Origin of the sequence: Comamonas thiooxydans, assembly GCF_000964545.1 — a bacterium.
In the GTDB taxonomy this organism is placed as follows: domain Bacteria; phylum Pseudomonadota; class Gammaproteobacteria; order Burkholderiales; family Burkholderiaceae_C; genus Comamonas; species Comamonas thiooxydans.
The window spans coordinates 34,449-55,411 of the sequence record NZ_BBVD01000005.1 but is presented as its reverse complement, the minus strand read 5'-3'; the positions used below and the strand labels follow the sequence as shown (position 1 = coordinate 55,411).

The window sequence follows — 20,963 nt, the reverse complement described above, 5'->3', positions numbered from 1 at the left end:
GTTGGGCGGTCTCGATCACAACAGAAAACTCAACAAAGCTCTGGATTGGCCGAGCAATAGGCCCGGCAATCTTTCAATAACGAGGCACGCCCGGGTCGGCGCTGAGCGACCAGGCGTCAATGCCGCCGGTGATGTTGCTGACGTCCTCAAAGCCGTTGTTGAGCAGAAACGCAGCCACGCTCATGCTGCGGGCGCCATGGTGGCACAGGCAGGCGACGGGGTGGTCGGGGTCCAGCTCCTGCAGGCGGCCGGGAATATCGTGCATGGGAATGCAGCGCAGCTCGAAGCCTTCGCCGGGCTGAATGCTGGCCAGGGTGACTTCCCAGGGTTCGCGCACATCCAGTACCACGGGCCTGACGCCATTCGCGGCATGAGAAGCCAGCCATTGCTGGAATTGGGCGGGCAAGACCTGGGTCAACATAAAAACTCCTGGCGGCTGGCCGACGAATCTGCGGGCCAACCCTGACACTGAAAGACAGGCCCTGATCGCTGCACTGCCGAGTCGCAGCGCAGAAAGCAGGGCGAACGCAACAAGCGTTTAGAACGAGAAGCGCGAAGGCTCTTCAAAACCCACAAGGCGGGTGGCAGCAGTATCCCAGGGTTGCTGGACTTCGAAATTGTTGCCGTTCTTGGTCACCAGTGTGAAGCGCATCACGGGCATGTGACCGACGATGGCGGCAATGCGGCCGCCTTCGTTGAGCTGGGCGTAAAGGGCATCGGGAACCTGAGCCACCGAGCCGCTGAGCACGATCACGTCAAACGCGCCCTGAGCCAGGGAAGCGGTGGCACCGTTGGCCAGCTTGACTTCGACATTCTTGACGCCGGCGCTGAGCAGATTCTCACGGGCCATCTCGGCCAGTTCGGGGTCGATCTCCAGTGTCACGACTTCCTTGGCCTGGGCGGCCAGCAGGGCTGCCATATAGCCGGAGCCGGTGCCGATCTCGAGCACGCGGTCGGTGGGCTTGATCTTCACGTCTTGAAGCATGCGCGCTTCGATCTTGGGTGCCAGCATGTGCCAGCCTTTGGCGGCAGCTTCTTCGGCCGTGCCCTTCAGGGGGACTTCAATGTCCATATAGGCCATGTTCGCGTATTCGGGCGACACATAGTCTTCACGGTGGACCTTGCCCATCAGCTCCAGCACGGACTCGTCCAGCACATTCCAGGGACGGATTTGCTGTTCGATCATGTTGAAACGAGCCTGCGCGTGCACATCGCGCGGGTCCACTTGGGCATTCATTGGCAGGGCCATGGTATCTCCGGGGAAAGACTTATCAGGACAAACCATCGATTCTACGAGCCTCGGAGGCTTCGTGCGGCGGCTCATCGCTTTTTGAGGGCACGCCAGACCATTTACGGCGCATCCAGTTGGAAAAATCATCGAGATAGCAGTACACCACGGGCACCACGACCAGGGTCAGCAGCGAGGAAGTGATGACGCCACCGATCACTGCCTGACCCATGGGGGCGCGTTGCTCGGAGCCCTCGGTGACCGCAAAGGCCAGCGGCACCATGCCGAAGATCATGGCCAGCGTGGTCATCAGAATCGGGCGCAGGCGCACCCGGGCCGCCAGCAGCAGCGCTTCGTTGCGCGGCAGGCCCGGCTCGGTCTGGCCGCTGACCTCGTTGGTGCGGCTCTCGCGGGCGCGGATGGCAAAGTCCACCAGAAGAATGGCGTTCTTTGTCACCAGACCCATGAGCATGACCACGCCGATGATGGAAAACATGGACAGGGCCGAGCCGAACATCATCAGGGCCAGCACAACGCCGATCAGCGTCAGGGGCAGCGAGGTCATGAGTGCCAGGGGCTGGAGAAAGCTCTTGAACTGGCTGGCCAGAATCATGTAGATGAAGATGATGGCCAGCATCAACGCGGAAATCGCGTAGCCGAAGGATTCGGCCATGTTCTTGGCCGCGCCGCTGAACTGGTAGCTGTAGCCGGGCGGCATGGGAATGGTGGCCAGCGCCTGCTTGATATCGGCTGTGACCTCGCCCGTGCTGCGCAGATAGACATTGGCGTTGATGGCGACTTCGCGGTTGAGGTTGCGGCGGTTGATCTGGCTGGGGCCGGTGCTGTCCACCACGCTGGCGACTTGGTTGAGGCGCACGATACGCATGCCGCCATCTCCGGTCGCCAGTGCAAACGGCAGGCGCTCCAGGTCCTGGGGCGTGGTGCGGGCCTCGGGCTGGAGCCGCACGTTCACGTCATAGGTCTGGTCGTCGCTGGCCCGCCAGTTGCCCACGGTCTGGCCGGCCACCCAGGTGCGCAGTGCGCCAGCCATATTGCCTATCGACAGGCCCAGATCGGCCGCGGCATCGCGATGGACCTCGATATTGACCATGGGCTTGTTGGGCTTGAGGCTGGAGTCCAGATCGACCAGACCCGGGATGTCGGCTATGCGCTCCTGGACGATCTGGCTCAGGCGGCCCAGTTCGTCCAGATCCGGGCCCATGAGCGAGAACTCGACCTGCTTTTGCCCGCCCACGGCCTCGCGCAGGCCCACATGGGTGAGCTTGATGCCTGCAACCGCCTGCAGCCTGGGGCGCAGATAGGCCGAAATCTCGTCCACATTGCGGCTGCGCTGGTGGCGGTCAACCAGGCGCACATAGATATTGGCGTAGTTCTTGCCGTTGGCATTGCCGGTGTTGATGGTGGTCAGCGTGTAGCGCACCTCTGGCAAGGCGCGCAATATGTTCGTCACCTGCCTGGCCTTGGCTTCGGTGGCTTCGATCGAGGAGCCTTCGGGGGTGTTGAAGCTGATCGAAGTTTCCGAGAAGTCCGCCTTGGGCACAAATTCGGTGCCAAGCAAGGGTACAAGAGCGATGCTTGCTATGAAAATAATGAATGCCAGCGCCAGGGTGAGCAGCTTGTGAGCCAGCGACCAGCGCAGTATGCCCTGATAGACGTCCGAGAGCCGATCGCTCATGCGCTCCACCCAGGCCGTCACGCGACCCAGCGTGCGGTCGTACAGGCTTTTGCTGCCATGTTCGCCATGGGCGTGGATTGCCGGGTCATGCCAGACGCTGGAGAGCATGGGGTCCAGCGTGAAGCTGACGAACATGGAGATCAGCACGGCCGCCACGATGGTGATGCCGAACTCATGGAAGAACTTGCCGATGATGCCGCCCATAAAGCCTATGGGCAGAAATACGGCGACGATGGAAAGCGTGGTGGCGAGCACGGCCAGCCCGATCTCCTGCGTGCCTTCCATGGCTGCCTGATAGGCGTTCTTGCCCATCTGCACATGGCGCACGATGTTCTCGCGCACCACGATGGCATCGTCGATCAGCAAACCCACGCACAGCGAGAGCGCCATCAGCGTGACCATATTGATGGAAAAGCCAAACCAGTACATGAAGAGAAAGGTGCCAATCAGTGCGATGGGTAGCGTCAGCCCCGTGATCACCGTGGAGCGCCAGGAATTCAGGAACAGAAACACGATGAGTACCGTGAGCAAGGCTCCCTCGATCAGGGTTTGGCGCACGTTGTCCACGCCCACGCGGATGGCGCGCGAGTTGTCGGCAATCGCCTGCAGGCGCACGCCGGGTGGCAGCTCGGGGGCGATGGCCTTGATCGCCGCGTTCAGGCCGTCGACTACCTCGATGGTGTTCTCGTCCTGGGCCTTTTGCACGGACATCAGCAGAGTGCGGCTGCCGTTGTACAGCGCCAGGGTCTGCAGCTCCTGCGCATCGTCCTGCACGCGGGCCAGCTGGCCGACGCGGATCGGAGCGCCGTTGCGGTAGGCTACGATGATGCGGGCGAACTCTTCGGGGCGCTGAATGCGGGCATCGATCTGCACCACGCGTTCCTGGGCCTTGGAGCGGATCGAGCCCACGGGCAGATCCTGGTTTTCGGCGCGCACCGCCTGGGCAACCTGCTCGGGAGTGATGGAGTAGGCCTCGAGCGCCTGCGGGTCCAGATAGACATTGATCTCGCGCTTGGTGGCTCCCACCATGTTCACGGCGCCCACGCCGCGCACATTCTCCAGCCGCTTTTTCAGCACCTGGTCGGCCCAGCTCGTCAGCGCAATCGCGTCGGGCGGCGTCACGCTCTGGCCATTGGCTGCGGTCTCGCCGTGCAGGGCATGGGGGTCTGGCAGCACGGCCAGCGACCAGACAGCCGTGCTGGCCGGGTCGAAGCGGATGACGCGCGGCTCCTTGACCTCGTCACGCAGAGTGGGGCGCACTGAGGCGACCTTCTCGCGTACATCGTCGGCAGCGCGGCGACCGTCTATATGCAGCTGGAACTCGATGATGACGACGCTGGTGCCTTCGTAGCTGCGCGAGGTGAGGGCATTGATGCCGGCGACCGAGTTGACGGCTTCCTCTATTTTCTTGGTGACCTCGCTCTCGACGATCTCGGGCGAGGCTCCCGGATACTCGACCGTGACCACCACTACTGGAAACTCGATGTTCGGGAACTGGTCAACCTTGAGCCGCTGGTAGGAAAAAATGCCCAGCACCACAAAGGCCAGCATGAGCATGGTGGCCAGCACCGGGTTCTTGAGGCTGATGCGCGTGAACCACATTTACCGGCTCCCGCTGCTGACTGGCTCGGCCGATTCTTCGACCAGCGTGCCTTCGCGCAGACCGCCGGTGCTGCCAGCCAGTATCCGGTCGCCCGCATTCAGGCCCTTGAGGATCTGCACCCAGGTTGCGCCTTCATGGGCGGACTGGCGTCCCAGTTCCACGGTCTTGTGGATCACGCGAAGCTCTGTGCGGCTGGAGATTTCCTGTGTATGCTCCGGTGCGATTGCGGCCACGGTCGGCTTGACCGCTTGCAGCACTTGCACATAGGGCAGGGGCTTGTCGGTGCGCACGGCGGCCAGAGGCACGGCTAGCTGGCTGGCGTTGCCGGTCAGTATGCTTCCCTGCAAGAACAGGCCGGGGCGCAACTGTGGAATGCGTTGACTGCTATTGTTCTTGGCGGCTTCGTCCTTTTGCACTGCCAGATAGGCCGCCACAGTGCGCGAGCCGGTCTGGGCGTTGGGATTGATGCGCACCACCTTGGCTCTGATGGCCGTCATGTCCTGGGGGGCACCGGGCACTTGCAGCTCGGCCAGTTGGCCGACCTGAACCTGTACCGAATCTGCGGGAGCGAGCTGGGCCATGATTTCCAGTTTCCCTGGATCGACGACTTCGACGATGCGCGCTTCCACACCAACGCGCTCGCCGTTCTGGACAAAGCGCTGGGCGATCTGCCCACTCATGGGGCTGGTGATGACGGCGTCGGTGACGGACTTTCGGGCCGCATCGGCGGCGGCCTGGGCGGCGGCCAGATTGGCGCGGGCCGAATCCAGGTTGGCCTGCGAGGTCAGCAGTGCGGTGGTGGAGATAAAGCCTTTTTGCACCAGGGCTGCATTGTTGTCCTGGTTGCGCTGGGCAATCACCAACTGGGCTCTGGAGGCATCGGCCTGCTGCTTCGCCTGGCGCCAGCGTGCCTCGGCCTCCGTGGCATCAACGCGAGCCAGCTGCTGGCCCTTGCTGACGCTATCGCCTTCACGCACCGTCAGGCCGCGCAGTTCGCCCGCGACATAGGCCTTGACCATGGCTGAATTCACTGCCTGAACCACACCGTTGAGGGGAACGCTCAAGGCAAGTTGAAGGGGTTGAGCCGTCAGAACCTCCTGGGCAGCCAGTTGTATGGGCAGCTCCAGCGGTGCCGATCCATTGGCCACAGCCGGCTTTTTATGCTGCAGATTGACGACTGCGCGCCAGCCTGTGATAGCCAGCAAGCCGATCAGGGCCAAACTCAAGGCCCAGCGGCCGGAACGCTTCATGGTGTGTATCGGCATCCTGTCGGTGAATATCCGAGGAGATTAAAAATCCAGTCAAAGTTGCGCGAAGTATGTAATCAATGGCCACGCGGAAAAATAAGAACAATCTTGTTTTACCAAGACCTTTTCGTGCGCCGTCCTGCCCGGCTTCTGCACGATGGCGCTTCGTTCCTCTGAGACAGGTTTCTTCTGTTCTATGCGTCACATATTAGATGCGCAGGACACCGCTTGTATTGCAAGTGTAGTGGGCGCCGTGCAGCATAGCGGTGCCGCAATCACTGTCATTGGTGAAAATGGGTAGTTGATTTGAGCTACGCTTGATGCGTCTTAAACACAAGGAGCCCGCAATGGCTGCGGAAACCATTTATCTGGGCGGCGGTTGCTTTTGGTGCACGGAAGCCGTCTTCGATCGCGTGCGCGGCATTGTCGATGTGGAAAGCGGCTATGCCAACGGCCATTTGGACCACCCGAGCTACGACGATATCTGTACCGGCCAGACCGGTCATGCAGAGGTGGTGAAGCTTGAATTCGACCCCGCGGTCATTAGCTTGCGCGATGTGCTGCTGATCTTCTTCGGCACCCATGATCCGACCACACTGAACCGTCAGGGCAATGATGTGGGCACGCAGTACCGCAGTGCAATCTTCACCACTGATGCACAGCAGGCGACTGTGGCGCGGGCATTGGTCAAGGAAATGCAGAGCGAAAAAGCGTTTGATGCACCCATGGTCACTCAGATCGAGCCCTTGACCAACTACTGGCCCGCCGAAGACTATCACCAGGACTATTTCCTGCAGCACCCGGGTCAGGGCTATTGCGCTTTTGTGGTGGGACCCAAGGTGCAGAAATTCCAGAAAGCGTTCTCGCGCTGGCTCAAGGATTAAGCCTGGCTTGCTGCGCAGGGCCCTTAGTGCAGATACACTTTGCAACCCCCGGCAGCTTTGCTGCAGCCGTTTCGCCCGAGACCGCATTTGCTCCTGAACGTGTCACATCACTCCCATCTGCGCAGAAACAGCCGTCCAGCATCCGCTGGCGGTTGTGCCAGCCTGCGTGAAATCTGGGTGATGTGCTGGCTGATGGGCCTGCTGGCCCTGGCCATGGTGCTGGGCCCGACGCTTGGCCAGATGCACCGTGCGGTTCACTCGGTCAACAATACAGTCCCGGCAAAGTCCTATGTGGCGCACAGCCATGTGCAGCCAACCTCGCCGGCTGTGGCTGGCGACTGCCAGAGTGACAACAGCGGCTGCGCCCCGGATCAGGGCTGGGTCCATGCGCTGTTTGCGGGTCACGGCCCGGCCGAATGTCAGTTGCTGGATCAGGTCAATCATGGCTATGCCGGGCCTGTGGCCGTGCTCGCTTTCAGTGCGCCGCCACCTGACAGCTTCATCCCTCGGCCTTTTGCTCCCGCACCCAGAGCCGTCTTTATTGCAGCGCCGCTGGCTGCTCGCGCGCCTCCTCTGTCTCTCAGCTCCCTGGTCTAGGCCGGATCCATGCTGCGGCATGCTTTGCCGCCTACACCAGAAACATCAGAATTGATAGCTATAAGCGCTTTATACATAAGCGATTTATGCTGTTTTTATTGAATTTCCGTGCGTACTTTCTTTGATGGTCTGCGTGCGCACGGTTGTTTGTGGAACTGAGATGTCTCAACGTTTTTCGAATTCTTCCGCCCATTCCTTGCGCCGCTCCCCCAAGTCGGCTCTGGCCCGCGCCATAGAGGCGCTGCAACCAGCAGGGCGAGGACTGGCCCTGGGCACGGGCCTGGGCCTGCTGGCCTGCTCACCCCTGGCCTTTGCGCAGTCCGATGCGGCCAAGCAGGAGTCCAGCCTGGCCGAGGTGACGGTGTCGGCGACAGGCATGGCCGCCGGCGATATGGCCACGCCCGTCCAGGTGCTCGGCGAAGAGGAACTGCGCCTGCGCCGTGCCGCGACCCTGGGCGAGACCCTGGCGGCCGAGCCGGGCATCAATGCAAGCCATTTCGGTGCGGGAGCCAGCCGACCGGTGATTCGCGGCATGGATGGTGCGCGGGTCTCCGTGCTCAGCGATGGCTCGGAGTTGCTCGATGCCTCGACGGTCAGCCCCGACCATGCGGTGACCACCGAGCCGCTGCTGGCCAATCAGATCGAAGTGCTGCGCGGCCCTTCAGCTTTGCTCTACAGCCCCGGCGCCATGGGGGGCGTGGTGAATGTGCTGGACGGCAAGATTCCGACCCGGGTGCCCGAGAAGGGCCTGGAAGGTTCGGCCGAGGTGCAGGCTGGAACGGCGGCAGGCATGTCGGCCGGGGCCTTCTCCCTGACCACGGCCACGCCGCTCAAGAACGATAACGGCCAGCTGGTGCTGCATGCCGAAGGCGTGGCCCGCAACGCGGGAGACTATCGCGTGGGCAGCGGCTGGGGCCAGAGCAAGGTTCCGGGCAGCTTCAGCCGCGGCAACACGGGCAGCGTGGGCCTGTCGTGGGTAGGTAATCAGGGCTATCTGGGTCTGGCCTACACGCGGCAGCAGGCCAAGTACGGCTTGCCAGGCCATCAGCACAGCTTCGAAGGCTGCCACGCACATGGCGATCATCTGCATTGCGGCTCCCATGACGGGCATGACCACGACCATGATCATGAGGAAGGCGGCAGCGTGCCCGTGGTCGATCTGACCAGCGAGCGCTGGGATCTGCGCGGCGAATGGCGCAAGCCCACGGCCGGCATCGCCGCACTGCGTCTGCGCGGCGGCCTGACCAATTACCGCCACGACGAGATCGAGGATGGCAGCGTGGCAACTCAGTTCAGAAACAAGGCCCATGACCTGCGCCTGGAGATGGAGCATGAACCCATCGCCGGCTGGCGTGGCACGCTGGGTCTGCAAACCCTCAAGCGCCGCTTCAGCGCCACGGGCGAAGAGGCCTATGTGCAGCCCACGGATACCCAGCGCCACAGCCTCTATCTGCTTGAGGAATACCGCTGGCAGGATTGGAGCTTTCAGGGAGCCTTGCGCCACGACCGCCAACGCGTGGAGGCCGAGCTGAGCAACGAGCGTCGCAGCCACAGCGCCACTTCGGCGTCGCTGGGCACGGTCTGGAAGTTCCAGCCCGGCTATAGCGCATCGGCCTCGTTCACCAGCGGCAGCCGCATGCCCACGGCCGAAGAGCTGTTTGCCAACGGCCTGCACATGGCCACGGCAACCTACGAGATCGGCAATCCCAATCTGTCGCGCGAGCGCTCGCAGGCGCTGGACCTGGGCCTGGCCAAGACGGCCGGTGATACGACCTGGAAGCTCAATGCCTATCACTACCGCATCAAGGGCTATATCTACGGCGCCACGCTGGATGCTCACGAAGGGTTGCAGCTGCTGCAATACACCCAGGGCAATGCGCGCTTTACGGGCTGGGAGGCCCAGCTGAGCCAGCGCCTGAGTCGCGAGTTGAGCCTGACCGTGTTTGGCGACGGCGTGCGTGCGCGTCTGGAAGACGGCTCTGCGCTGCCACGCATTCCGGCATTGCGTGCCGGCTTGCGTGTGAACGCGCGTCTGGCCGGCTGGGACACCATGGCCGAATGGACCCAAGTGCTGCGCCAGAACCGCACGGCCCAGTATGAAACCCAGACGCCTGGCTACGGCATGCTGAACCTGGGCGCGAGCTACCTCTGGAAGAGTGGCGGCAACCAGTGGCAGTTCTATGTCAAGGGCCAGAACCTCACCAACCGTCTGGCCTACGCAGCAACCTCGTTCATCAAGAGTGCAGCCCCGTTGACGGGGCGTAATCTGGTGGTCGGTCTGAGAATGGATTTCTGATCCGGCTGCAGCTGAGTTAAGCCGCATCCGGCCCAGGTTTGGGCCTGGGCCGGATGTCGTGGCTATAGATAGTGCTGCAGATGGCGCAGGGAACGTGTGCTGTCCACGCCGATCCTGGCAATCACTTCCGATTCGGGCACGCCGGCGCGCAGCCATTGCACGATGGCCGTGTTGCGCAAGACCTGCGGCCCTACGCGCTGCAGCGGAAATTTCTGACTGTCCTCGGGCTGGGCCTGATGGGCGCGCTGAATGATCTGCGAGGCCACATGGAACAGCATGCGTACTGACAGTTCGCCGCCACGGCGCGAATAGAAAACGATATGGTTGCCGTCAATCACTGACGGCCCGCGCTGTGTGGCGCTGAATCTTCTCCAGCTTTGCAGGGCCTGGGCCACGGAGTCGGGCAACTCAAGCAGCCGTTGCTGAGCATTTCTACCGCCTTCTATCTGCAGGTAGCGAGGCAGGGGTGACGCTCCGTTCGCAATGCTCTCCAAGCTGCCAAGCCAGACCTGATCGGCGCTTGAAAGCAGGTTCTTCCAGAGTAGGCAGCGCACTTCCTCGGGGGCTAGAGCCAGCTCGTAGAGCAGCAACACAATGGCGCGATCGCGTGCATCCTGATAGCCGTCGGCGCTGGGAAAGTGCCTTGGCAGTGACTGCCAGAGCAGGGGAGGCAGACAATGGCCCTTGCCGTCCTCGGAGGGAGGGCGTTCAGCCGGCTCGAGACCGGTTGCTGGGTTGGCGCTGATCCAGCCGTGCTCCATCGCATGATCGTAGATGCGCTCCAGCAGCCGCCAGTAGCGGCGGCGGGTGACCGGGCTGATCTTGCGCTCGGGGTGGTGGTGCGCACGTTGGCCATCGCGTATCTGCAAGAAGCTTTGCACATCCAGCTCGGTTGCCTGATGCCAGGGCTTTGAAGAACGTTGCCTGCGCGCAGGGCGCTCCTTGCCAGAGATCGGTGCCTGCCCGGACAAATGCATCAACCAGGCCTGCCAGACCTTTTCATAGTTGCCGTCAGGAGAAGTATCCAGCGCATCCCAACTCTTGTTGCCCTCATGCTCTAGCCAGTCGCGAAACAGCTGACTTCCTGTTGGCAGAGTGGATGGGTCTGGAGGCTGCAGATCCGAAATGTCTATATTTTGCATTTGATGATATTAATGTAACTTACATGATGTATTTATCAGCACCGACATAAATTCATTCACTTAATCACAAGCCAAAGGTCATCAGCGAAGAGGGCGCTTTCTGTCGCTGCGCCCTCCCATTTCAATGAGGGATCCATCAAAACTCAGGGAGCCAGTCGTTCACGAATCCAGTGCTGACCTTCCTGGCGGTAGCTCAGGCGGTCATGCAGCCGGCTCTTGCGTCCCTGCCAGAATTCCCACCGCTCAGGTACCAGGCGGAAACCGCCCCAGTGGGGAGGCCGGGGAGGATTGAGCAAAAACTGCGCGCTGTACTTGGCGGCATTGGCCACCAGCACGCCGCGGCCACTGATGACCTGGCTTTGCGGACTGGCCCAGGCCCCAATTCTGGAGTCAAGCGGGCGGCTGGCAAAGTAGGCATCGCTTTCTTCGGCACTGACTTTTTCCACACGGCCTTCGATGCGCACCACGCGCTCCAGCTCTACCCAGTGAAATTGCAATGCAGCGAATGGATTGCCCGCCAGCTGCTGGCCCTTTCGGCTGTCGTAGTTGGTGTACCAGACAATGCCACGCTCGTCGTAACCTTTGATCAGCACAATACGCGTGCTGGGTCGCAGGTCGCCGCTCACGGTCGCCACAGTCATGGCATTGGGCTCAGGCACTTGGGCTCTCACGGCTTCCTGCAGCCATTGGTCGAACTGCTGCAGGGGATTCTGGTTGGAAGCGGATTCGCTCAGCTCTGCGCGTTCATAGCTTTTGCGCAGATCGGCAATGGATGAAGATAGGCTGCTCATGTCCACATTGTGCCGCGCAGCCAAAGCCGGCGTTATGCTCGACAGCAATATGAATCAAGAAGTTTTGTCCGCTCCCGTGATTGATCCGGAGCAGCCTTGTGTGCTGGTTCTCGCTGCGGGCAGGGGAGAGCGTTTTCTCGCATCGGGCGGATCCAGCCACAAGCTCCAGGCCATGCTGGGCCTGCAAACCGTTCTGCAAACCACGCTGGCTGCAGTGCAGGCCTCGGGCCTTCCCTGGCATCTGGAATACGGGCCGCATCCCGGCATGGGCGACAGCATTGCGGCGGCCGTCAAGGCCACAGCCGGCGCCAATGGCTGGCTGGTCCTGCCTGCAGATTTGCCCTTGATTCAAGCCAGCACGCTGCAACAACTGGCTTTGCAGCTGGCACAGCTGGAGAGTCGCGAGCTGCGTGTGGTCCAACCTTTTTATCAGGGCCAGAAGGGCCATCCTGTGGCTTTCAGTCGTGCAGCAGCGCAGGAACTTGCTGAGCTCAGTGGCGATCTGGGCGCAGCCTCCATCGTGCGCAACGCGGCGGAGAATCAGCGTCTGTGGCGCTGGGACTGCGATGACATAGGCTGCGTGCTTGATGTGGACACTGTGCAGGCCTTGGAAGAGGCGCGCAGGATCTGGCAGGCGCGCAATTCTTGATTGTCTAGAAGCCTCTGAGGGAGGGCCTGACGCGGTAGCCTTTGAATTTGCCGAGTTCGTCTATCAGACAAGCCCCGGTTCCGGCTGCCTGGCCTTGTCCTTCAAATGCACGCTCGCTATTCATTTTCCAGGCGATGGCAGGCTTAGGCGCCGCGCTCAATCACGGCACAAGCCAGGCGTGCGCCTGAATTGCCGGTGGGCTGGGTCGTGTAGTCATCCGGATCGTTGTGCACGATCAGCGATCGACCCAGAATGCCGCTGCTGCCTCTGTCCAATTTGAACTCCTTGCTCACAAAATCGATAGTTGCCACGCCCTGGGTGTCGGCGTCAAGGCTGGGCAGGTCACCGATGTGATGGGCCTTGCTGTCGCCGAATTTGCCATGCGCCTGCTGTCCAGGGTTGAAGTGGCCGCCGGCGCTCAAGCCGTCGCCGCTGGAGCAGTCACCTTTTTCATGGACATGAAAGCCGTGCTCGCTATTCGGCGCAAGCCCTTCCACACGGCCTTGCACCCGAACGCTGCCGTCGGGCTGCGGAAAGAACTGTACCGTACCCGTTACCTGGCTGCCCTTGGTGGCTTCCAGACGTGCAATCGATTGAACGCCTTTGCTGAGAGCTGCTGCGGGAGTCGTCTCCGAAGAAGAGGGCGCAGCCGTGTTGCTGGTCGTGGAGCAGGCCGTCATGACCAAGCTTGCTGCAAGCGTCAAACCTGCCCAGGCAGGGCGCGAAAAGAGGGCGGCAACACGGTTGGGGAACATGGCAGTCTTTCCGAAATCAAAAGGCCATTGTGCCCCGGATCGCCAGAATTTCAAGCTTTCTTGCTCTGCAGACCAATACAGTAGAGCGATGTTAGCTACGTTTCAAATAGCAGCAGCAGATGGGCAACTGGCTTTCTGGAAGTCCGCATAGGCCAGCAGGCGCTTGAGCGCCTTGTCGTCGATGCCAAGCCGTTGCAGCTCGTCAAAAGTAGCCTGCGCATAGTCCAGGGTCGTGCCGTATATACCCTGGGCCTGAGAGAAAATGCGCCGGTATTCATCCGGCGCCAGCTCGCCGGTATGGTGCGGGCTTTGGCGTGACAGCGTGAATGCGAGGGCTTTCACGGCTCCGTGCGGGGTGCGGCAAGGCAGCCAGCGCGGGTCATAGACGGCATTGGGCATCTCACGCAGCCAAAGCTTGCGCATGACGGTATCGCCTTGGTTACGCGGAATACGGAAGGCCATGCCCTGGCAACTGCCGCCCGAGAGCATGCCAAACACCAGGCCTGGAACCTGGGGCGTGCCACGGTTGATGGTGCTCCACATTTTGAGGGCACGATGCCAGCCATGTACATGGGCCGAACGGCGTTCGCTGAAGTCGAATTCGGGACGCCAGATCAGGGAACCATAACCAAAGATCCACAAATCCTCGTCACCTCCCCACTGCACCAGAGCCCGCTCCAGCATCTGGTCAGCATCACGCATGGAATGATTCAACAAAGGAAGGGCGGACATGGAAACTCCTCGAACCGGATTCAGAGCTGAATTGACTTTGATATATAACGCGCGGACGCGCCGTCGGTGCACCTGTGCACACACGAAGGCGTAAAAGCAACGCTTTCCCGGTGTGAAACGGCTGAAATTTGAATCTTTTTTGCGATTGCTGTGAGAGCAGCAGTTAGGGCGTTTCACGGCAAACCTCTAGAATGCGTGGTTTTGTCGCTTTGTCAGCCTGAAGCATGTAGCCGGGCTGCAAAGTGTCATGAATACAGGTTTCGTAATTTCATAATCACCCGCAAATACGGAGATTTCATTCATGTCCTTCAACAGCTCTGACGACGATAGCCAACAACGCTTTGCCCTGGGTTTTCTGTTTGCCCTGATCGCTCTGGTTGTCTCCACCGTCGTCGGCACCGTCGTCTACAAGCGCGGCATTTCCCATGCTCCCAAGGCCGAAGCAGCAGTGTCCGCACCCAGCGCGACCAACGTGCCTGTGGTGGTGGTTGAAGAAACTGCCCGCGTGATCGTGGAAAACGGTGTGGTCAAGTTCTACTTTGTCTCGGGCAAGGCGGAAGTGGCCGCTGGCGCCAACGAAGCGCTGAGCGATGTGGTCAAGGGCGTGGCCGAAGGCAAGCGCGCCGTGATCTCCGGTTTCCATGATGCAACCGGCAGTGCTGAAATCAACGCGGAGCTGGCCAAGCAACGTGCGCAAGCCGTCCAGGCCGCCCTGGTGGCACTGGGCGTGGCAGAAGACAAGGTCGAGCTGAAGAAGCCCGAGCAATCTCAGGCCGACGGCTCCAATGCCGAAGCTCGCCGTGTGGAAGTGATTCTGGCTAACTGATAAACCCAGTTCTCTTGCACAAAGCCCGATATGGCATTGGCTGTATCGGGCTTTTTGCTGTTTGCAACAGAGCAAGGATCAGTTGTTTTCAATGAATCCAGCTGCCGGAGGCTTGCCCAGGGCAATGACTCTTTCAATGCCGCCTGCATCGACCTGGCGCATGACAAATGATCCCCGCGCAAAGCGCATGGTACGGATCTGCCAGCACCCGTTGATGCGCTCGTACTCATCACTGTACTGACCTGAGAGATTGACGATGGTGCGTTCCTTGACATTGACCTGGCAGAACTCCAGATCCCACAAGCCTTTTGCACTATCAGCTCCCGTGAAGCTGATCTGAGGGTTGTGGCCGTGGTGCATGTCCTGGATGGACGGGTTGGCAACCGCCAGCCTGGTGAAGGTTTCAACCCATTCTTCGCGATCCGTAAAAGCCGGAAAACCATCGGCCTCGATAACTGCGCCATGTTCCACAAAGCACTCACGCATGGCATTCGGCTGCTTCTGATCGCAGGCTCGCAAGTACCGGGCCTTCAAAGCCTGTATCGACTGAATATCCTCAAGATGCTGCAAACGCTGCTGAAGTTGCTCCAGAACCGAGTCACTCATTGCCAGTCTCCTGATTGGTGTTGGAGTACCGAGTCTGGAATGCCAGCCAATGACTGAACACCCATGTTTGGACGATGGGTAGTCAATTCAAGCCTGAAAAATCAGGAATTGGCGCAGATCGTCAAGGACATTGCCGCCAATACGGTCGGGACCATCGTCCATCGCCTGGTAACTGACGGTCAGTGCGGACATGAGATTCACACTGTAGAAGCCTGCTCTCTAACAGCGGTTGGGGCAACAGGCCACAACGGTACGCAGTGGCGGGCTTCAGGCTGCATGACTGACGTCATGGCTTGGTTATTTGGGAGATGCTTCGCTGCGCAGTCCGGTATGTGCCCGGAGTCATACCCGTCCAGTGACGAAAGGCACGGTGAAAAACAGCAGGAGTGCTGAAGCCCAGGGCATAGGAGATCTCAGCCAGAGAAACGTCGTTACGTACAAGGTTCAGGATGGCCAAGTCCCTGCGCAGTTCATCCTTGATGCCCTGGAAGGACAGACCTTCCTCTTGCAATTTGCGGATCAATGTTCGCGAGGACATGTGCAGTCGGCTTGAAACGTCGTCCAGCGTTCTTCCCAGATCTGCGTGCAACAACTCGCGCACTTTTAGCCGTATAGCGTGTTCGTGGTAGGAGGTGAATATCCAATCGCGGGGTGCTCGTGCAAGAAAGGTCCGTACGTCAGCTGCACTGCGTACGGGCCGAATTTTCCCTAGCTCGGCACCAAAGGTGATCTGCGAGTGCTTGCCATCGAAATCAATGGGGGCCGGGAACAGGATCGGATAGTCGGCGGCAAAGGAGGGACGCGGAAATGCGAGCCCCACGCTGTAAACAGGAACCTCCCGGCCGACGAGCCATGAAACGATGCCGTGCGTGAGCTTCAACATCAGTGCGTGGCCGAAGCGGTTCACCCTCGCCTCGGGTGAACGGGGGATCAGGTCCAGGCGCAGTGTGGTTTCAGCTTGTCCAAAATTCAAGCGATAGTCGTCCAGCAGCAGGTTCCAGAACTGTGTGAAGCGATATAGCGCCACATCGATTGTGGGCGCATCCATGAGCACCCGGATGATGTATTTCAGGGAGCCGGTTCGTATGGGGCGGCTCCATAAACCCATCATTTCATCGCCCGTTGCGCCTGCGCTTTTCTGATAAAGCCCAACGAGCTGATCGTGTGTGAGCCGAGCGCCAGGGTGACTGATGAATTCCTTGACGATTCCAGCCTCTTTCAGGCAGCGATCCAAAGCTTGTTCAGAGCAAAGCGCCCGCAGGCTTTGCAGCAGATCCTGCACCAAATCGAGTGAAACAGTTGCCGTCGAGGTACTTCTGCCATCCTCTGCATCCGTTTGAGGCCATTCCAGGGGATCTGGTGCGATTGTCACTTTTTGCATGTTTCAAGTCGCCATTGGCAATTGGATGGGGAGCGCCTTGTACCTATGCTCTGAATAAAGGAAAAGGAGACAACGACATGGAACGGCTTGGAAACATGATGCGCATGCCGCTGCTTATCAGTTCAATCCTAACGTATGCCCTTGAAAATAGCGGAGATCAGCAGATTTTAACGGCACTTGACGATGGTGGGTTGCACACGTACTCGTACCGTGAATTCGGTGAAAGAGTGATGGATCTGGCCATCGGTATGACGCGACATGAAGTGCAGCCAGGTCAGAGGGTGGCGACATTGGCATGGAATACCTATCGCCATCTGGAAATCTACTATGCCACGGCTGGTATCGGCGTGATTTGCCACACGGTTAATCCGCGGCTGAGTCGTGAGCAAATCACCTTCATCATCAATGATGCGCAGGACAGCGTTCTGTTCTACGACGCGCAATTCACAGAGCTGGTCGATTTCTTGCGCCCTCAGTGCCCGTCAGTGGCGCATTGGGTGCTGTTGAGCGAAGGTGCAGGTGGAGGAAGCGCTGGGGACAACTACGGCTCCTGGCTTGGCAACGACACCCGTGGCTTTGAATGGCCGGTCTTTGATGAAAATACCGCGTGTGGGCTGTGCTACACGTCCGGCACCACTGGAGCGCCAAAGGGGGCCCTGTACTCCCATCGATCAACTGTGCTGCACGCCTATGCGTCCAGCCATCCCAACGCCGTCGCCATCTCGGCCAGAGATGCCGTGATGCCATTGGTGCCCATGTTTCATGTCAATGCTTGGGGTTTGCCGTATTCAGCCTTGATGTCCGGGGCCAAGATTGTCTTGCCGGGATCGAACATGCAGGGGGAGCGCCTGTACGCTCTGTGCGAGCGAGCAGGGGTGACGTTGTCGGCCGGCGTTCCAACTGTATGGAAAGGCGTGTTGGACCATGCCGAAAACCACGGACTAGCCTTCAGCACGCTCCAGCGCATCCTCATCGGTGGCGCGGCATGCCCGCCTCACATGATTGCGGCTTTTGGTGCCCGTAATGTCACGGTGCGCCACGCCTGGGGTATGACGGAGGTGTCCCCTCTAGGAACGGTGTGCCAATTGCTTCCCCAGCATGCGTCGCTGTCTGGCGACGAAGCCCTGCAGGTGCTGGCGTCGCAAGGGCGGCCCTTGTTTGGTGCGAGATTCAAGGTGGTGGACGATGCTGGCAATCGATTGCCCCACGATGGAGTTTCAACTGGGCACCTGATGGTTCAGGGCAACTGGGTCATCTCTCGCTACTACGGCAAGACTGAGCCCGCGATCGAAGACGGATGGTTCTGTACCGGAGACGTCGGCAGCATGGATGCGGACGGCTACATGCGCATCACGGATCGCCGCAAGGATGTCATCAAGTCAGGCGGAGAGTGGATCTCATCCATAGAGATTGAAAACATCGCGATGGAAGAGTCCGGTGTCGAGTTGGCAGCCTGCATTGCCGAGGCCAACGAAAAGTGGGGTGAACGCCCGGTGCTGTTCGTCGTGCCTAAGGCGGGCGCGGAGCGATCGGCTGAACGGATTCTTGCGCGCTACCAAGGGCGTGTGGCGAAGTGGTCCATTCCCGACAGGGTGGTGTTCATAGATCACATGCCGATGACGGCCACCGGAAAGATTCAGAAAACAGCGCTGCGTGCGCTGGCGACGTGATCCGTCCCTATCCCCATTCGTTACCCATTTCACCGCTTGCAAGGAGTTCTTTCTATGTCTACCCCTCTTTTGCTGACGTCCGAGCAGGACGACGTCGGCATCGTTACCCTGAACATGGAGCACAAGCGCAATGCGCTGAACGAGGAAGCGATTGCGGCCATCGATGCCTATTTTTCGGCTATTCCCAGCCACATCCGCGTCGTCCTTCTAATGGCCAAGGGTGAGCATTTCTGTGCCGGGCTCGATTTGAAGGAGCACCATGACAAGGAGCGCAGCGGCGTTGAATTCATGCGCGTGTGTCAGGGCTGGCACCGCGCGTTCGACAAGATCCAGCATGGTGGCATCCCTGTGGTCGCCTGCCTGCAAGGCGCCGTAGTAGGCGGTGGGCTGGAACTTGCCAGCGCGGCCCATGTCCGTGTGGCCGACAGCGGCACCTTCTTTGCGTTGCCCGAGGGAACACGTGGCATCTTCACTGGCGGCGGTGCCACTGTGCGCACGGCGCGCATCATCTCCGCCCCCCGCATGGTTGAGATGATGCTCACGGGCCGGGTCATCGATGCGCAGGAAGGCCGTCAACTCGGTCTGGCCCACTACGTCTGCGACTCCGCCAAGGGCGATACACCAGCCTCTGAATTGGCACTTTCCCTGGCGAAAAAGATCGCTGGCAACGCGGCGCTATCCAACTACGCCATCGTCAGTGCCATCAGCCGCATTGCGGACATGTCGGCCACGGATGGTTTGTTCACCGAAGGGCTGGTCATGGCCATGATCCAGCAGGGGCATGACGTACAGCAGCGCCTGGGCGAGTTCGTCAACAAGAGGGCACACAAGGTGCAACTGGGCCACTGATTCTGGTCGCCTGCCAACCCGCAACAACAACGGAGACAAGCATGCTATCGAATGAAGAAATATGCCGGCGGCTGCCCGGCCACCCTGGCTACGAACAACTCAAAACCCAGCGCCGCCGCGTGGCATTTGCCTTTGCCAGCGTATGCCTGGGACTGTGTATGGCCTTCATTCTGGCTGCAGTGATGTCGCCTGCCAGTCTGGCCGTGCCTTTGAACCGCGAGGGAACGCTTACCAGCGGCGTGGCATGCGCCACCGGGCTGATCGCGTTGTCATGGGGGCTAACGGGCATTTATATCCACATTGCTAATACACGCTTCGACGCTCAGTGCACGCGGCTGCTGTCGGGGTTGCAAACATGAACACGCAGGCCATCCTGATCTTCGCTGGTTTTGTCGCCATCACGCTAGGCATCACCTACTGGGCATCAAACCGCACGCGTTCCACCTCGGAGTTTTACACTGCAGGTGGCGGTATCACTGGGACCCAGAATGGAATGGCAATCGTGGGCGACTACATGTCTGCAGCCACATTGCTGGGTATCTCCAGCTTGGCATTCTCCAACGGCTTCGACTCGCTGATCTACGCGGTGTGTGCCTTCATGGGCTGGCCCATGATCATGTTTCTGATTGCTGAGCGCCTGCGCAACCTGGGGCGCTATACGCTGAGCGACATCGTTTCCTACCGCTTGGATGAGCGCAGTACGCGCATCTTCACCGCGATCAGTTCGCTGACCGTGGTGCTGTTCTACCTCATTGTGCAGATGGTTGGCGCCGGACAGTTGGTGCAGCTACTGTTTGGCATCGACTACACCTATGCCGTCATTGCCGTTGGTCTGCTGATGATGGTGTATGTCGTGGTCGGCGGCATGGTTGCAACGACCTGGGTGCAGATCATCAAGGCCGTGCTGATGCTGGGCAACGGCATCGTGCTGATGGTGCTTGCTTTGCGCTACTTTAATTTCGACTTCTCGTCCTTATTGGCGGCTGCTGCCAACAACCATCAGGCTGGCGAAGCGATGAAAGGGCCCTGGAAGCTCATGGCGAATCCGATCTCCGGCTTGTCACTGGCCGTCTCCCTAGTCTTTGGCATTGCGGGCCTGCCTCACATCATGATGCGTTTCTTCACCGTGCCCAATGCGCGCGCGGCCCGCAAATCGGTTTTCGTCGCCACAGGCTTGATGGGCGCGTTCTTTGTGATCATCTGCTTTCTGGGTCTCAGTGCAATGGCCATCCTGCCGAACTACCCCGCATTCTACGTGGACGGCAAGGTGGGCGGCCCTGTGCTGGGTGGCTCAAATATGCCCATCATGCACCTGGCGACCGCGCTGGGCGGCAACTTGCTGTTCGGCCTGCTGGCTGCCGTATCGTTCGCCACCATTCTCGCGGTGGTCAGTGGATTGACGCTGGCCGGTGCCTCCGCTATTGCGCATGACCTGTATGCAAAGGTCTACAAGAACGACCATGTTTCCCCCAGTGAGGCCATGCGCGTGAACCGTCTGGCCTCCATTGGCATCGGCATGGTAGCCATCGTGCTGGGCCTGCTCTTTCGAGATCAGAACGTGGCTTTCCTGGTGGCCCTTGCCTTCAGCATCGCTGCATCCGCCAACTTTCCAGTGTTGCTCATGTCGATGTACTGGCGCAGCCTGACGACCCGTGGTGCCTTGGCCGGCGGCCTGGTAGGGCTGAGCGTAGCTCTTGCTTTGGTAGTGCTCTCGCCTGCGGTATGGGTGCGCATCTTCCATTTCTCTGCGCCGGTATTTCCCTATGACTACCCCACACTGATTTCGATGCCGTTGGCATTCGTGGTGATCGTCGTGGTATCCCTCATGGACCGCTCGCCGCGCGCCGCGCAGGACAAAGCTGGGTTTCCTGCGCAGGAGGTGCGCGCGGAAACCGCCGTAGGCATTGCCTCTGTATCTCATTGAACGTACGGAAGATAAGCAAGGACATGACTTACCAAGCCCCCATTGACGACATGCTGTGTTGCATGAAGGAACTTGCTGGGCTAGACG

19 protein-coding genes are annotated in these 20,963 nt (G+C 60.0%); 9 read left to right on the top strand and 10 right to left on the bottom strand.

Annotation, left to right across the window (positions count from 1 at the left end; translation table 11 throughout):
- Positions 1-73 precede the first annotated feature (73 nt).
- The 4 genes from Cth01_RS07855 to Cth01_RS07840 form a co-directional block, all read right to left on the bottom strand.
- The gene (locus tag Cth01_RS07855; RefSeq protein WP_034355938.1) at positions 74-421 is read right to left on the bottom strand and encodes a rhodanese-like domain-containing protein; all 348 of its coding nucleotides are present in this window, start codon (positions 419-421) and stop codon (positions 74-76) included.
- 117 nt (positions 422-538) lie between these two features.
- Entirely contained in the window at positions 539-1,249 is a 711-nt protein-coding gene (locus Cth01_RS07850; protein WP_004340917.1) for a protein-L-isoaspartate O-methyltransferase family protein, read from the bottom strand.
- A gap of 22 nt (positions 1,250-1,271) precedes the next feature.
- On the bottom strand, positions 1,272-4,526 hold the full coding sequence (locus tag Cth01_RS07845; RefSeq protein ID WP_034355942.1) for an efflux RND transporter permease subunit: 3,255 nt from the start codon (positions 4,524-4,526) through the stop codon (positions 1,272-1,274).
- Positions 4,527-5,777: an efflux RND transporter periplasmic adaptor subunit gene (locus tag Cth01_RS07840; RefSeq protein ID WP_045838896.1), complete on the bottom strand. Its 1,251-nt coding sequence runs from the start codon at positions 5,775-5,777 to the stop codon at positions 4,527-4,529.
- Between the two features lie 344 nt (positions 5,778-6,121).
- Here Cth01_RS07840 and msrA point away from each other — a divergent pair, with 344 nt between their 5' ends.
- From msrA to Cth01_RS07825, 3 genes are all read left to right on the top strand, one after another.
- On the top strand, positions 6,122-6,658 hold the full coding sequence (msrA, locus tag Cth01_RS07835; RefSeq protein WP_045838895.1) for a peptide-methionine (S)-S-oxide reductase MsrA: 537 nt from the start codon (positions 6,122-6,124) through the stop codon (positions 6,656-6,658).
- A 180-nt stretch (positions 6,659-6,838) separates the two neighbouring features.
- On the top strand, positions 6,839-7,255 hold the full coding sequence (locus Cth01_RS07830) for a hypothetical protein (RefSeq protein WP_045839125.1): 417 nt from the start codon (positions 6,839-6,841) through the stop codon (positions 7,253-7,255).
- A 160-nt stretch (positions 7,256-7,415) separates the two neighbouring features.
- Positions 7,416-9,551: a TonB-dependent receptor domain-containing protein gene (locus Cth01_RS07825; protein ID WP_034355954.1), complete on the top strand. Its 2,136-nt coding sequence runs from the start codon at positions 7,416-7,418 to the stop codon at positions 9,549-9,551.
- A 62-nt stretch (positions 9,552-9,613) separates the two neighbouring features.
- Here Cth01_RS07825 and Cth01_RS07820 read toward each other — a convergent pair whose 3' ends face one another.
- Both Cth01_RS07820 and pdxH read right to left on the bottom strand, forming a co-directional pair.
- Entirely contained in the window at positions 9,614-10,693 is a 1,080-nt protein-coding gene (locus Cth01_RS07820; RefSeq protein WP_045838894.1) for a tyrosine-type recombinase/integrase, read from the bottom strand.
- Positions 10,694-10,836: 143 nt separating this feature from the next.
- Positions 10,837-11,484, bottom strand: coding sequence for a pyridoxamine 5'-phosphate oxidase (pdxH, locus tag Cth01_RS07815; RefSeq protein ID WP_034356018.1), 648 nt, complete (start codon positions 11,482-11,484; stop codon positions 10,837-10,839).
- A gap of 34 nt (positions 11,485-11,518) precedes the next feature.
- Here pdxH and Cth01_RS07810 point away from each other — a divergent pair, with 34 nt between their 5' ends.
- Positions 11,519-12,133, top strand: a complete 615-nt coding sequence (locus Cth01_RS07810; protein WP_045838893.1) for a nucleotidyltransferase family protein — start codon at positions 11,519-11,521, stop codon at positions 12,131-12,133.
- 143 nt (positions 12,134-12,276) lie between these two features.
- On the opposite strand, the gene Cth01_RS07805 is transcribed toward Cth01_RS07810, so the two are convergent.
- Positions 12,277-12,888, bottom strand: coding sequence for a superoxide dismutase family protein (locus Cth01_RS07805; RefSeq protein WP_034355960.1), 612 nt, complete (start codon positions 12,886-12,888; stop codon positions 12,277-12,279).
- Positions 12,889-12,990: 102 nt separating this feature from the next.
- A complete protein-coding gene (locus Cth01_RS07800; protein ID WP_034355962.1) occupies positions 12,991-13,620 on the bottom strand; it encodes a gamma-glutamylcyclotransferase in 630 nt (209 codons plus the stop codon).
- Positions 13,621-13,921: 301 nt separating this feature from the next.
- On the opposite strand from Cth01_RS07800, the gene Cth01_RS07795 reads away from it, so the two are divergent.
- A complete protein-coding gene (locus Cth01_RS07795; protein WP_034355965.1) occupies positions 13,922-14,446 on the top strand; it encodes an OmpA family protein in 525 nt (174 codons plus the stop codon).
- Positions 14,447-14,524: 78 nt separating this feature from the next.
- Here the strand turns inward: Cth01_RS07795 and Cth01_RS07790 are convergent, their stop codons facing one another.
- Together Cth01_RS07790 and Cth01_RS07785 are read right to left on the bottom strand one after the other, a co-directional pair.
- Positions 14,525-15,052 (bottom strand): nuclear transport factor 2 family protein, encoded by a 528-nt coding sequence (locus tag Cth01_RS07790; RefSeq protein WP_034355968.1) that lies wholly within the window; start codon positions 15,050-15,052, stop codon positions 14,525-14,527.
- 286 nt (positions 15,053-15,338) lie between these two features.
- Positions 15,339-16,433: a helix-turn-helix domain-containing protein gene (locus tag Cth01_RS07785; RefSeq protein ID WP_301184123.1), complete on the bottom strand. Its 1,095-nt coding sequence runs from the start codon at positions 16,431-16,433 to the stop codon at positions 15,339-15,341.
- 77 nt (positions 16,434-16,510) lie between these two features.
- Between Cth01_RS07785 and Cth01_RS07780 the strand changes: the two genes are divergently transcribed.
- Genes Cth01_RS07780 through Cth01_RS07765 form a run of 4 tightly spaced genes read left to right on the top strand, consistent with a single transcriptional unit; the run spans position 16,511 to position 20,876 of the window.
- Positions 16,511-18,103, top strand: a complete 1,593-nt coding sequence (locus Cth01_RS07780; protein ID WP_045838892.1) for a long-chain-fatty-acid--CoA ligase — start codon at positions 16,511-16,513, stop codon at positions 18,101-18,103.
- Between the two features lie 54 nt (positions 18,104-18,157).
- A complete protein-coding gene (locus Cth01_RS07775) occupies positions 18,158-18,952 on the top strand; it encodes a crotonase/enoyl-CoA hydratase family protein (protein WP_034410059.1) in 795 nt (264 codons plus the stop codon).
- Between the two features lie 41 nt (positions 18,953-18,993).
- Entirely contained in the window at positions 18,994-19,311 is a 318-nt protein-coding gene (locus tag Cth01_RS07770; RefSeq protein ID WP_034355977.1) for a DUF485 domain-containing protein, read from the top strand.
- A complete protein-coding gene (locus tag Cth01_RS07765; RefSeq protein WP_045838891.1) occupies positions 19,308-20,876 on the top strand; it encodes a sodium:solute symporter family transporter in 1,569 nt (522 codons plus the stop codon). Before Cth01_RS07770 ends, Cth01_RS07765 begins: the two co-directional genes overlap by 4 nt.
- Positions 20,877-20,963: the final 87 nt, after the last annotated feature.